The following is a 13,364-nucleotide window of genomic DNA, read 5'->3' as shown; positions in this document are numbered from 1 at the left end:
AAAAGAATATGAGTGATGCTTTTTCATGGATCAATTTGCGTTTCCTTTTAGATGGGCTGTGGGTGACGATCCAAGTTTCGGTCGTTTCGATTATTTTCAGTATGATTCTTGGCGGTATCGCAGGAACTGTTCGTTACAGCAAGGTCCCGGTGCTTTCAAAAATTATGGGAATTATCGTTGATATCATTCGAAACTTGCCGCTGTTGCTGATTATTTTCTTCACCTATTTCGCTTTGCCGCAAATTGGTATCAAGTTGAATATCTTCTGGGCGGCAGTCGCTGCATTAACGATTTTTGAGTCAGCGATGCTGTCAGAAATTTTCCGGGCTGGATTGAACGCCGTACCAAGTGGACAAACCGAAGCTGGAATGTCTTCTGGCTTAACTTATGTTCAGACGTTGACAATGATTGTTTTGCCGCAGGCTTTTAAATCAATGCTTCCGGCGATTCTGAGCCAATTGATTTCTTTGATTAAAGACACATCTTTGGCCGTGATTATTTCACTACCGGAACTAACACACAACGCAAAAATCATTTATGGACAAAATACTAATTACGTTATTCCGATGTTTATCGCGATGACTGCAATGTATTTTGTTGTCTGTTATCTATTATCGCTGGTTTCCAACTTCTTGGAGACGAGCAAATATAACTATTAATAAAAAGAAGCGACGATCTCTCTAAATAGAAGAGGTCGTCGCTTCTTTAGTTTTTACAGTAAAGTAAGAGAAACCTTCGAATAGAACAAGATTTAACAAATTGAAAAAAGTTCTGCTTCTTATTCTTTCTCTTTTTCCGTTTCACGTTCAGTTTCCTTCATGGCTGGATCTTCATAAATGGCACCAGCTTGTGTTTTGCCAAGTTTTTCCAGCAGCCCCGGTTCCTGTTCTTCATTTTTCTTATTTTTTCTTTGTTCAACTTCTTTTTCTGTTGCTTTGATAGCAGGGTCTTGGTTGCGATCGCCAGCAGAGACTTTCCCTAAATTTTCGGTCAGTTCTTTTTTATCCATTTTCATCCACCTCTCTCATAAAAGAGTTTATCACTTATTGTTATTCATTCAAAAGAAAACGCTTTTTATCAAGTAGGACTCTAGGGCTTGAAATATTTCGTTAAAAAGTGGAAAATAAGGTGATACTTGGAACTAGATAGGATGAGCGTTTTGTCAAATGAAAGACCAATTGGATTTATCGACTCTGGCGTAGGCGGTTTGACTGTGGTCAAAGAAGCGATGCGTCAGCTGCCAAATGAAGAAATTTTATATCTTGGAGATACGGCACGGTGTCCGTATGGTCCTCGACCAGCTGAGCAAGTCATTGAGTTTACCTGGCAAATGACTCGTTTTTTATTGAATAAAAATATTAAAATGCTTGTAATCGCTTGTAATACAGCGACTGCAGTAGCTTTAGATGAGATCAAGAAAAATGTGGATATACCTGTAATTGGTGTTATCCAGCCAGGTTCGCGTGCTGCGCTGAAGGCAAGCGAAACTGGGAGAGTAGGTATTATTGGAACGATCGGAACGGTAAAAAGCGGTTCGTATAAGCATGAATTGCAGGAAAAGGCTCCTGATACATATGTATCAAGTCTAGCCTGTCCCAAATTTGTACCGATTGTCGAAAGTAATCAGTTTAATAGTTCTGTTGCTAAAAAAATCGTTTCGCAAACATTAGCACCATTAAAAAAAGAAAAATTAGATACCTTGATTTTAGGCTGCACGCATTATCCATTACTGCGTCCAATCATTCAAAATGTTATCGGGCAGCAAGTGACATTGATTGATTCGGGAGCGGAAACGGTCAATGATGTTAGTACATTATTGGATTATTTCAATCTGAATAATTATGAACAGTCAGAAATCAAAGCACGGACTTTTTATACGACTGGGTCACCGAAGATGTTCAAGGATATTGCCGGTGAATGGTTGAATATTACGAATTTGAATGTTAGTCATATCGATTTAGGAGGAGAATAATTTGCGACATGATGGAAGAACGGTCCAACAATTGCGACCGATTAAAATTGAAACAAATGTTTTTAAGCATCCGGAAGGGTCAGTCGTTGTTTCTTTTGGCGATACAAAAGTGATTTGTTCAGCGACTTTAGAAGATTCTGTACCGCCATTTCTGCGCGGCAGCGAGACTGGTTGGGTAACGGCTGAATATAGCATGCTGCCTAGAGCCACTAATACTCGAAATCGACGTGAGAGTTCAAAAGGGAAATTAACTGGACGTACAATGGAAATCCAACGTTTAATCGGTCGCTCATTACGTGCTGTGGTTGATCTAGAAAAACTAGGTGAACGCAGTATTATAGTAGATTGCGACGTAATCCAGGCTGATGGTGGGACTAGAACAGCTAGTATTACTGGCGGTTTCGTTGCATTACGCTTGGCTATTAACAAATTATTAGCTAACGGAGAATTAACCGAAGATCCAATCAAAGAACATTTAGCTGCTATCAGTGTCGGTATCTTGCCTGATGGTACTGTAGTAACTGATTTAGACTATCAGGAAGATTCGTCAGCGGCTGTTGATATGAATTTAGTAATGACGGAAGCTGGCCGTTTTGTAGAAATCCAAGGAACCGGAGAAGAAGCGACCTTTGATGATAATGAATTGAATGCTTTGCTTTTACACGGAAAAGCCGGTATTGAAGATTTAATCGCTTATCAAAAGGAAGCTCTTTACGAAGAGATCGAACCAGAAGAGAAAACGATAGTGATCGCAACGCGTAATCCCGGAAAAGCGAAGGAATTTGCTGCGCTATTTGCAGAAGAAGGGTATCAAACCAAGACTTTATTAGACTATCCTGATTTGCCTGATGTTGAAGAGACAGGAACAACCTTTGAAGAGAATGCTCGCCTAAAGGCCGAAACGATCGCACAAATTTTACAGCAGCCTGTATTAGCTGATGATTCTGGTTTGGCAGTAGATGCTTTAAATGGAATGCCGGGAATTTTTTCTGCGCGTTTTGCTGGCGAAAGAAAAAGTGATGCAGCGAACAATGCGAAACTGCTACATGAACTGACAGACGTACCAGACGAAAAAAGAACGGCACATTTCCACTGCACATTGGTCTTCGCTGCTCCGCAAAAAGATAGCTTGGTAGTGGAAGCAGATTGGGATGGTCGGATTGGACGAATACCTAAAGGAGATAATGGCTTTGGCTATGATCCTTTATTTATTGTACCAGGCTTTGAAAAAAGTTCTGCTGAATTAACAAGTGAAGAAAAAAATGAAATCAGTCATCGCGGGATGGCGGTTAAGGAATTAGAAAAAGTTTGGAAAAAGTGGTTGGAGGAGAATAAATGAAGTATTTAGTTGTTAGCGATAATCATGGAGATCGTAATATTTTAGTTGAGCTCGTGAATCGTTATGCGGGCATGGTTGATCACATGTTTCATTGCGGAGACTCAGAACTGCAAGCCAACGATGAATTGTGGGAACACTTTACCGTCGTCACCGGAAATTGCGACTATGATCCCGGCTATAAAAAAGAACAAGTCGTTTCGATCGGCGATGATGTCATCTATATGACACACGGTCATCTATCAAATGTCCGCTTCGGGCTTACGATGCTTTCACTGCGAGCTCAGGAGGCCGGTGCTAATATTGCTTTGTTTGGTCATATTCACCAAGCAGTTGCCGAACTCGATAAAGACATTTTATTTGTGAATCCAGGAAGCATCTCGCAACCTCGTGGTCCTGTACAAATCCCTAGCTATGCGATCATCAATAGTGAAAAGAATGGCTATCATGTGCAGTTTTATAATCGGGCACATCAACCGATTGAAGAATTAGCTGCTGACTTTGAACATTAGTTCCAAATTTTTATTAAAGATTTGGGTAAATAACGCTTTCTTTTTGCTGTTAAGGTAAAATAAGGTGAAGATATTAGAACGGAGGCGTCATATGATTAGTCCCGCGATTGAACAATTAATGAGGGAACATGAAGAAACCATGATGATTCCAGCAGAAAATGTTGCTAACGTAATGAAGGAACATCCATTAGAACATGCTTTGCTGCTATTATCTCAAGCTGGTTATTCAACGATCCCGGTTTTGGATAGGGAGGATCATTTTGTTGGTTTATTGAGCTTGAATGATATTGTAAAAAAAATGCTGGGGATCGATGGTATTGATACATCCAATTTAGATGAATTAACAGTTGCTGATGTTATGAAGACTGACGTATCCGTGATGCGGCCAGATGCAGAGCTGGAAGATGTTTTACACTTATTAGTGGATTCCTCTTTCTTACCTGTTTTGGACCATGAAGGTGTGTTTTGCGGAATCGTAACACGCAGGGAGATTTTAAAATCGGTAAATTATACTTTCCATTCATTAGGACGAAAAAATCCAGAAGCGAAAGTAATTATCCACGCAAACTCATAAAAATATTGGAAAGGAACTCTTTAAAAAAGGGTTCTTTTTTTATTCTAAATCAAGATACAGATAAATTGACTTTAGATTCTAGAGATGCTATCTTTACTTAGTGTTTAAACAGTAATGGTTACGATTAAGTTCGATTAATAAAAAAGAATAGAGGTAAATGAATGGCAAAAAAATCTAAGGTTGTTAAAATGCAAAAACAACAAGCTTTGATCAACCAGTATGCTGAACAGCGGTTATCATTAAAAGCTGCTGGAGATTATGAAGGACTAGCGAAATTACCGCGTGATTCGAATCCTAATCGCTTAAAGCATCGCGACCTGATCGATGGTCGCCCAAGAGGTTATATGCGTAAATTCGGCATGTCACGAATTAAATTTCGCGAATTGGCTCATAAAGGTCAAATCCCCGGCGTTAAAAAAGCTAGTTGGTAAAAAAGAAATAAACTAGCGAAATCCAAGAGCTTTCCTATTCCGATTTTGTTAAACTGAAGGTATTCAACAAAGCGGAAGGGAGAGATAGTATGAAAACAGCATTATTTGTTTTACTGGATCAATATGCCGACTGGGAAGGTGCTTACTTGTTAAGTCTGCTAAATCAACGAGACGATTGGCAAATAAAAACTGCTTCAAATTTGCCGCAAGTGGAATCTATTGGCGGTTTGCAGACAATGATCGACTTCAAAATTTCTGAGATTGATCGGGAGCTTGAGTTGTTGGTTTTGATTGGCGGGAATTCTTGGAATATCCATAGTCCAGAGCTTTATCGTATAATCGAAAAGCAGCTGATTCGCGGCTTGCCGCTTGCTGCAATTTGCGGTGCAGTGGATTATTTGGCTAATCATGGTTTTCTGGAAGGTTACAGGCATACCGGAAATGACCGTTTCCTCTGGCAGGATTATCCAAACTATCAGACGCCAATCAATTGCAGCGTACACTCGGTAAACTCTAGCGCTGCTGTGCCATTTGCCGTAACGAGGTTGCGATCGCTGACGGCTTGTCTTTCGTAAAAATTTTCTGGAGACAGTTTGATTCAGTCAAAAAAAGAAGTTGATCTGTATCGTTTAGGATATTATGGTTATCGTGAAAAATACGGGAATCCCTTTGTCCAATAAAACAAAAAAATTCTATCCATGAGATTGTTCATGGATAGAATTTTTTATTTTCCGATTGCGATTGGATTGTTAGGAATCGTGAAGCCGTTTTGATTCAGGATTTTTACATAGGCTGTTAGAAATTCTTCTTGAAGCTTATACTGCTTGCCGTTTGTCACGTAAAGAATCGTTCGGATCGCATAATTACTGTTGCCTAAATCAACCATTCCAAAAAGCGTTGGCCCATCAAAGATTTCCTCATTAAATTCTTCCGCCAGCTTCTGATTCGCTTCCTCGATCAAGTGACTAATTTTATCATATCCTTCATCTGGCTGAATTCGAACATCTACCTTGACTTGCATATGAGCGCGTGAAAGATTGCTGATCGTTGTGATATTTCGGTTAGGAATAAAATGGACTGTCCCATCGGCAGATTTCATTTGAAGCATTCGGATACCGACAGAAGTTACGGTTCCTTCGATACCCAAATCGGTCAATCGAATGTAATCACCGACATCGATCTGCTGCTCCATAATAATGAAGAAACCTGTGATGATATCATTCGTAAATCCTTGAGCACCTAAACCAATGGCGATACCAGCAATTCCCGCACCAGCTAATAATGATCCGACTGGAATACCAAGCGTATCCAAAATTGAATATAGAAAGAAGAAAAACAGAGTATAAGAAAAAATATTCATTGATAAGGCATGGATTGTTTCGATCCTAGTAGCGTTATCCACAATTTTTTTCTTTTGCCGTTCGAATGACTGATCGATCAAAAAATTGCCGATTTTTCGAATCAAGTAAAAAAGGACAATCACGGCTAAAATCGTTAAGCCTTTTTGAATTAAAACAGAAAAAACACGATCCCAGTTGATCGTCTGCCAATACTTTTGCCAAGCTGATAATTGTTCTGTCGCTTGATCGACGACATTAGTGTTGCTGGAGTCTACGGTTTGCGTTGTAAGTAAAAACATAAGCCACCTCTACAAATTAATAGAAATAGTTTACCAATCTTTCGCTTTTCTGTCGACTGAAGGCAAAAAAATCATAATTTTCTTATAACTGAAAAAAATCATGACAACGGTGTTAGAAAATGATAGACTAACATTTAAATAAGAAGGGGATGATAGAATGGTGAATATAAAATGGGAAGAGTTGGGTTTTGATTATATCAAGACGCCTTTCCGCTATATTTCTCATTGGAAAAATGGTCAATGGGATGAAGGCGCATTAACAGAGGATAATACTATCACCATTAATGAAGGGTCAACCTGTCTGCATTACGGACAAGAATGTTTTGAAGGACTGAAAGCCTATCGTCGTAAAGACGGGAAAATCAACTTGTTTCGACCAGACGAGAATTCGAAACGTTTGAATAAGAGCGCTGAGCGTTTGCAAATGCCAGCTGTTCCAGAAGATAAATTTATTGATGCTGTTAAGCAAGTAGTTCGTGCTAATGAGGAGTATGTTCCTCCTTATGGAACTGGCGCGACGTTGTATTTGCGACCTTATTTGATTGGGGTAGGACCGAACATCGGGATCGTACCCGCGCCAGAGTATTTGTTTGGCGTATTCTGCATGCCAGTCGGACCTTATTTCAAGGGCGGATTGACACCAAGTAATTTTATTGTATCTGAGTATGATCGTGCTGCGCCATTTGGTACCGGAGCCGCTAAAGTGGGTGGAAATTATGCAGCGAGTCTTTTACCAGGGCAAATCGCTCACGATCGTAATTTTTCGGACTGTATCTATTTAGATCCAGCAACTCATACCAAAATAGAGGAAGTTGGTTCAGCAAACTTTTTCGGGATTACTCATGATAATCAATTTATCACACCGGAATCGCCGTCGATTTTACCAAGTATTACGAAATATTCGTTGTTGTATTTGGCAAAAGAGCGCTTTGGTTTAGATGCTATGGAAGGCGACGTTCGTTTGGACGAATTAGATAAATTCGCAGAAGCAGGCGCCTGCGGAACGGCGGCTATTATCGCACCGATAGCAGGGATTCAAAACGGAGAGGACTTCCATGTGTTCTACAGCGAAACAGAAACTGGTCCAGTAACGAAAAAATTGTACGATGAGCTTGTGGGGATTCAATTCGGAGATGTTGCCGCACCGGAAGGCTGGATTTTCGAAGTATAGTTGTTTTCTGGCACAGGTGAGGGAGTTAGGATGGATATAATTTGGATAGTTTTGGGGGTATTAGTATTCCTATTTTTGATTCTTTGGTATGGTCTTGCACATATCCATTACGTAAAAAGTACGATTAAGTCGCCAGTCAGGCGTTTCTTTTTCGCAATGTTGATGGGAATATTAGAAATTTTTTAAATCTGCAAAAAGCCGCTTTTGAGCGGCTTTTTGTTTTAATTCGATTCATTTGAACATAAAAAAAGCACGCCATAAAAATGACGTACTAAAAAAGCTTAACTTAAGTGAACACCTTTATCGACATAGATGATGTCTCCGATGATACCTGTTGCTAACGGGCTAAGCAAGAAGGCACATGAATTTCCTACTTCTTCGATTGTTACAGCAACCTTATCAGGTGTGCGTTCTTCAGAAAGACTTAGTAATGATTGATAGTCTTTTACGCCAGTTACCGCTAAGGTTTTGATAGCACCAGCAGAAATCGCATTGACACGAATGTTCTTTGGAGCTAATTCAGTTGCTAAGTAACGAACCTCCGCTTCTAAAGCTGCTTTTGCGATTCCCATCATATTGTAGTTAGGGATTGAACGCTCAGAACCCATATACGTCATCGTCACAATGCTGCCGCCATCAGTCATCAATGGAGCTGCATATTTCGAAACCGCCAATAAAGAGTAGGCACTGATGTCTTGCGCTAATTGGAAGCCATCACGAGTGATCTCTGTTACGTTGCCAGATAATTCTTCTTTGTTGGCAAAAGCGATAGAGTGAACTAAGCCGTCGATCGAACCAAATTTTTCTTTAATAGAATCAAATGCTGCTTCGATCTTTTCATCGCTGGCAACATCTAGTTCAAACATATGGGCATCTTCGCCGACTAATTTGACTAAATTTTTCTTCATTCGATCATTTTGATACGTATAGATAATTTCTGCGCCTTGGTCGGCGATGGCTTTCGCACAACCCCAAGCAATACTTTTTTTATTTGCTACGCCAGTCACGATTATTTTCTTTCCAGATAAAATAGACATTAAATGACACACTCCTAAATAATATAAAAAATAATATGCTCTCATTATGTTGGAAAAAGCTTTGATTGTCAAACTATTTTTTTGAATAATCTAATACGCCTTGATTAAACTGTAAGAATATGATAGTTTGATAATCAAATAAAATATTCATAGAGGTGCAAAATGGAAAAAATTATGAATGTCGAAGAAATTATGGCTGCGATCCCAAATCGCTTTCCCATTTACTATTTAGATGCAGTCACAGAGTTTGAAGACGAAAAGCATATCACTGCGGTTAAGAATTTAACGATGAATGAGGACTTTTTCCAAGGATATTTCCCTGGTGAACCAATCATGCCTGGTACATTGATTGTTGAAGCGCTGGCTCAAGCAGGATCATTATTGATTTTGAAATCCGCTGCGTTTGAAGGGAAGACCGCATACATCGGCGGGATCAATAAAGCCAACTTTTTAGAATTCGTACGACCTGGCGACACATTATTTTTGAATTTTGATATTCAAAAAGTTAAAGGTCCGGTTGGAACTGCCAAAGCATGGGCAACGGTGGAAGAGAAAGTCGTAACAGAATGCGAGTTCACTTTCATCGTAGGCGATAAAGAACAGAGGAAGTAGCAAAAAAGAACCAAAATCTCATTAATCGAGATTTTGGTTCTTTTGTTAGTTTATTTTTTAGGTTCCTGTAAGACTTTTACTTCAGTCACTTTGACCGGATCGACTGGTGTAGATTTCTCACCAGATCCGCTATCTTTAACTTCAGCGCCAGCAATCTTGTCAACAACATCCATGCCTTCTGTTACTTGACCAAAGACAGTGTATTCTCCATCAAGCTGAGGCGTACCGCCTTTTTTATATTGTTCAATGATTTTTTCTGGGTAATACTGAATAGCTAAGCCGTCACTGACATCATCCTTGTTTGTAACAATGAAGAATTGGCTACCATTACTGCTGCGTGATTCTGATCGAGCCATAGAAAGGGCGCCGCGAATATTGTAGAGCTGATTTGATATTTCAGTTTTAAAGCCCTTGTTCCAAATACTTTCTCCGCCAGTGCCGTCACCTTTAGGATCTCCGCCTTGAATCATGAAATCCTTCATTACACGATGGAAGGGGGTATCTTTGTAGTAGCCTTCTTTGGCGTGGGTCACAAAATTTTCCACTGCTTTAGGTGCTTGTTCAGGGAAAAGTTTGATTTTGATGTTTCCTTCGGTTGTCACAAGTTCTACTAAGTATTCATCGTCTGCGACTTTGTCACTCAGTTGCGGCAAATCCAATTTATTTAAATCTACACTAGATTCTGTTGTCTTTGCGGTACTTTCCTTTGTATCTTTCGTTGCATTATTGCTGCCGCATGCTGCGAGCAAGCCGATCGATAAAGCCAAGCTTGCACCGATCATCATTTTTTTGAATTGCATAACATTCTCCTTTTAAAGTTATTATCATTCTTATGATAACAAACTTTTAAGGGAGTTCCTATGAAAAAACGGTGACTTTTGCTTCAAAAATTTTATTAAATCAAAGCAATAAAAAAGGGAGACCAACTTGATCTCCCTTAAAACTATACTAGCTCTTATAAGTTAGCAAATTTTTCTAGCAAACGAATCATTTGGCAAGTGAAGCCGTATTCGTTATCATACCAAGCAACTGTTTTAACTAATTGGTAGTCGCCTGCTGAAGTTACTTCAGTTTGAGTTGGGTCAAAGATTGAACCTTGAGTGGTGCCGATCACATCGCCAGAAACGATTTCGCGATCGTCATAACCGAATGATGGGTTATCAACGGTATGTTTTTTAATTGCTTCGTTTACTTGGTCAGCAGTTACTTTAGTTTTAAGCACTGAAACCAATTCAGTCAATGAACCATCAACAACGGGAACACGTTGAGCATGTCCTTGTAATTTTCCATTCAATTCTGGGATTACCAAGCCGATTGCTTTAGCAGCGCCAGTTGAATGTGGAATAGTATTGTCAGCAGCAGAACGTGCAGCACGTAAGTTGCCGCCTTTGACTGGTCCGTCTAGCAACATTTGTGTTGAAGTGTAGGCGTGAACAGTTGTCATCGTTCCAACTTCAATACCAAATTCTTCATTTAAGAAGTAAGCCATAGGAGCTAAACAGTTTGTTGTACAAGAACCAGCTGAGATGATCTTGTCATTTGAATCTAGAGTGTCATCATTTACGTTGTAAACAATTGTTTTCATTTGTCCAGCAGGAGCTGAGATAACGACGCGCTTAACACCAGCATCTAAGTGAGCTTGTGCTTTTTCTTCAGATGTATAAAAACCTGTACATTCAAGCACGATGTCAACACCGTTTTCTTTCACCCAAGGGATCTTGCTTGCATCTGGTTCAGCATATACACGTGTTTTTTCGCCGTCAACAACGATTGAATCTTCTGTCGCAGTAACTGTTCCAGGGTATGTGCCATGTGTTGAGTCAAATTGTAATAATTGTGCCAACATTGTAGGACTTGTCAAGTCGTTGATTGCTACCACTTCAATATCGTCAGATACTTCTTTGATCCGACGGAATGCTAAACGACCGATACGTCCAAATCCATTAATACCTACTTTTACTGTCATAACCAAAAGTTCCTCCTTTTTTATATCAAGCAGAGCTTGATGCCTTACATTTTTTATTGTGCAACGCATCAATTTTTTTGTCAAAAGATATTACCTGAGAGTAATTCTAAGAGTAAAACCAACAAAATTTTTAAGGTTCTATCAATAAGAATGGACTTTTTCGCATAATCTAGCTACAATATACAAGACTTTGTTTAGTGTGGAGATTCAGTAGTCAATAAAATAAAGTAAGAAGGAGGACACCAAGATGTCCATGTTTTTAGATCAAGTAACGATCGATGTCAAAGCCGGTAAGGGCGGCGACGGGATGGTAGCCTTTCGTCGTGAAAAATATGTCCCAGATGGCGGACCAGCCGGAGGCGACGGCGGTCGCGGAGGCGATGTCATTCTAGTTGTCGATGAAGGATTGCGTACCTTGATGGACTTCCGCTACAATCGTCATTTCAGAGCGACTCCAGGAGAAAATGGAATGAGCAAAGGAATGCACGGGCGCGGAGCCGAAGATACTTATGTGAGCGTCCCACCTGGCACGACTGTTCGTGATGCTGACACTGGTACCTTGATTGGTGATTTAATTGAGAACGGTCAAGAATTGATCGTCGCTCACGGAGGTCGCGGAGGCCGCGGCAATACTCGTTTTGCTTCACCAAGAAACCCAGCTCCTGAATTGGCCGAAAATGGCGAACCGGGACAGGAACGTAATATCGAATTAGAATTGAAAGTATTAGCTGATATTGGTTTAGTCGGCTTTCCTTCAGTTGGAAAGTCAACGATCCTTTCAGTGATTTCATCTGCTCGTCCTAAGATTGGCGCATATCACTTTACAACTTTAGTTCCTAATTTAGGGATGGTCACAACAAGTGACGGACGCAGCTTTGCAGCAGCCGATCTGCCTGGATTGATTGAAGGCGCCTCTCAAGGTGTTGGCTTAGGAACACAGTTTTTACGCCATATTGAACGGACTCGCGTCATTTTGCACGTCATCGATATGAGCGGAATGGAAGGCAGAGAGCCTTACGAAGATTATCAAGCCATCAACAATGAGTTGGGCACACACAACCTACGCTTATTAGAACGTCCGCAAATTATTGTAGCCAATAAAATGGACATGCCTAACGCCGAAGAAAACCTGAAGAAATTCAAGGAACAATTGAAAAAAGATAAAGAAGATGAATTTGCAGACGATATTCCAGTTTTTGCGATCTCAGCGATCACAAAACAAGGATTAGATAATTTATTGAATGCAACAGCTGATTTGTTAGAAGTTACTCCAGAATTCTTATTGTATGATGAAGACGTAGAAGAAGATACCGTTAATTACGGTTTCCAATCGGATGAACCAGAGTTTACGATTTCGCGGGAACCTGACGCAACGTGGGTGCTTAGCGGCGAGAAACTAGAGAAACTCTTCAAAATGACGAACTTTGATCATGATGAAACAGTTATGCGCTTTGCCCGTCAACTTCGTTCTATGGGAGTAGATGAAGCCCTGCGAGCTCGAGGAGCCAAAGATGGAGATCTTGTTCGTATTGATAAATTTGAATTTGAATTTGTTGATTAAGTAAGAAGAAAGACTATTATTAATTTATTGAAGCACTGCAAGTCATCTTGCAGTGCTTTTTTGTGTATTGAAAGTACTTTTAAGTATCAATAAGTGAAGATACTTCTAAAAAGGAAAGCAAAAGATATCACCGATTATTAATTTATTTTAAAGAGAAATTTTTGATTGAAGAATTTTGAGTTTTTAAAAAAACATGAAACGATTTTAATATGAAATCGAAGGTGTTATTTTTTGTGTTATTTATCGATATTTTTAATTCAACTGAAAATAGTGTCTTAATTTCAACAATCTTTTTGATATAAGAAAAATTTAATTCAATTATCTCTAAGCATAATTAATCACATTGAGAATAAAAGCTGTTTAAACAGTGATGGAAACGATTATATCAGAAGAAAAGAATGCATTTTGTTAATAAAGCCCAAGAGAAAAAGTACGTTTGTTATATGTTCTAAATTTTTATGAACGATTGAAAAAAGTGTTGTTTAAAAATGATAATTGGATTATTTTATCTAAGAAAAGTTTTTTTAACCCAAAAACTTTATCAATAATTCTA

Annotated in this window: 14 protein-coding genes and 1 pseudogene; 10 read left to right on the top strand and 5 right to left on the bottom strand. The window is 39.4% G+C overall.

Features of this window, described 5'->3' with window-relative positions; genetic code table 11:
* Window positions 1–8 precede the first annotated feature (8 nt).
* A complete protein-coding gene (locus tag FFR60_RS09430) occupies window positions 9–659 on the top strand; it encodes an amino acid ABC transporter permease (protein WP_088932509.1) in 651 nt (216 codons plus the stop codon).
* A gap of 119 nt (window positions 660–778) precedes the next feature.
* Here FFR60_RS09430 and FFR60_RS09425 read toward each other — a convergent pair whose 3' ends face one another.
* Window positions 779–1,009: a hypothetical protein gene (locus FFR60_RS09425; RefSeq protein WP_137663944.1), complete on the bottom strand. Its 231-nt coding sequence runs from the start codon at window positions 1,007–1,009 to the stop codon at window positions 779–781.
* A gap of 141 nt (window positions 1,010–1,150) precedes the next feature.
* Between FFR60_RS09425 and racE the strand changes: the two genes are divergently transcribed.
* From racE to FFR60_RS23180, 6 genes and pseudogenes are all read left to right on the top strand, one after another.
* The gene (gene racE, locus FFR60_RS09420) at window positions 1,151–1,972 is read left to right on the top strand and encodes a glutamate racemase (RefSeq protein ID WP_283205004.1); all 822 of its coding nucleotides are present in this window, start codon (window positions 1,151–1,153) and stop codon (window positions 1,970–1,972) included.
* A gap of 1 nt (window position 1,973) precedes the next feature.
* A complete protein-coding gene (gene rph / locus FFR60_RS09415; protein WP_137663942.1) occupies window positions 1,974–3,311 on the top strand; it encodes a ribonuclease PH in 1,338 nt (445 codons plus the stop codon).
* The gene (locus FFR60_RS09410) at window positions 3,308–3,820 is read left to right on the top strand and encodes a metallophosphoesterase (RefSeq protein ID WP_137663941.1); all 513 of its coding nucleotides are present in this window, start codon (window positions 3,308–3,310) and stop codon (window positions 3,818–3,820) included. Before rph ends, FFR60_RS09410 begins: the two co-directional genes overlap by 4 nt.
* Before the next feature lie 91 nt (window positions 3,821–3,911).
* Window positions 3,912–4,394, top strand: a complete 483-nt coding sequence (gene cbpB, locus FFR60_RS09405) for a cyclic-di-AMP-binding protein CbpB (RefSeq protein ID WP_088932513.1) — start codon at window positions 3,912–3,914, stop codon at window positions 4,392–4,394.
* Between the two features lie 161 nt (window positions 4,395–4,555).
* The gene (gene rpsN, locus FFR60_RS09400) at window positions 4,556–4,825 is read left to right on the top strand and encodes a 30S ribosomal protein S14 (RefSeq protein WP_137663940.1); all 270 of its coding nucleotides are present in this window, start codon (window positions 4,556–4,558) and stop codon (window positions 4,823–4,825) included.
* Window positions 4,826–4,914: 89 nt separating this feature from the next.
* Window positions 4,915–5,505, top strand: a pseudogene (locus FFR60_RS23180) (DJ-1/PfpI family protein).
* 44 nt (window positions 5,506–5,549) lie between these two features.
* On the opposite strand, the gene FFR60_RS09390 reads toward FFR60_RS23180, so the two are convergent.
* Window positions 5,550–6,464: a mechanosensitive ion channel family protein gene (locus FFR60_RS09390; RefSeq protein ID WP_137663939.1), complete on the bottom strand. Its 915-nt coding sequence runs from the start codon at window positions 6,462–6,464 to the stop codon at window positions 5,550–5,552.
* Window positions 6,465–6,621: 157 nt separating this feature from the next.
* On the opposite strand from FFR60_RS09390, the gene FFR60_RS09385 reads away from it, so the two are divergent.
* Window positions 6,622–7,635 (top strand): branched-chain amino acid aminotransferase, encoded by a 1,014-nt coding sequence (locus FFR60_RS09385; protein WP_137663938.1) that lies wholly within the window; start codon window positions 6,622–6,624, stop codon window positions 7,633–7,635.
* A 281-nt stretch (window positions 7,636–7,916) separates the two neighbouring features.
* Here the strand turns inward: FFR60_RS09385 and fabI are convergent, their stop codons facing one another.
* On the bottom strand, window positions 7,917–8,672 hold the full coding sequence (fabI, locus tag FFR60_RS09380; protein ID WP_088932517.1) for an enoyl-ACP reductase FabI: 756 nt from the start codon (window positions 8,670–8,672) through the stop codon (window positions 7,917–7,919).
* A gap of 162 nt (window positions 8,673–8,834) precedes the next feature.
* Here fabI and fabZ point away from each other — a divergent pair, with 162 nt between their 5' ends.
* Entirely contained in the window at window positions 8,835–9,284 is a 450-nt protein-coding gene (fabZ, locus tag FFR60_RS09375; protein ID WP_137663937.1) for a 3-hydroxyacyl-ACP dehydratase FabZ, read from the top strand.
* A gap of 50 nt (window positions 9,285–9,334) precedes the next feature.
* Here fabZ and FFR60_RS09370 read toward each other — a convergent pair whose 3' ends face one another.
* Window positions 9,335–10,084: a peptidylprolyl isomerase gene (locus FFR60_RS09370; RefSeq protein ID WP_137663936.1), complete on the bottom strand. Its 750-nt coding sequence runs from the start codon at window positions 10,082–10,084 to the stop codon at window positions 9,335–9,337.
* Between the two features lie 155 nt (window positions 10,085–10,239).
* Window positions 10,240–11,250 carry a type I glyceraldehyde-3-phosphate dehydrogenase gene (gene gap / locus FFR60_RS09365; RefSeq protein WP_088932521.1) on the bottom strand — a complete coding sequence of 337 codons (1,011 nt, stop codon included), beginning with the start codon at window positions 11,248–11,250 and terminating at the stop codon, window positions 10,240–10,242.
* A 247-nt stretch (window positions 11,251–11,497) separates the two neighbouring features.
* Here gap and obgE point away from each other — a divergent pair, with 247 nt between their 5' ends.
* Window positions 11,498–12,811, top strand: coding sequence for a GTPase ObgE (obgE, locus tag FFR60_RS09360; RefSeq protein WP_137663935.1), 1,314 nt, complete (start codon window positions 11,498–11,500; stop codon window positions 12,809–12,811).
* The last annotated feature ends 553 nt before the right edge of the window (window positions 12,812–13,364 follow it).

This window comes from Enterococcus hulanensis (genome assembly GCF_005405485.1).
Lineage (GTDB): Bacteria > Bacillota > Bacilli > Lactobacillales > Enterococcaceae > Enterococcus_A > Enterococcus_A hulanensis.
Note: the sequence above shows the minus strand (reverse complement) of the source record. Positions and strands in the feature narration are given on the sequence as shown.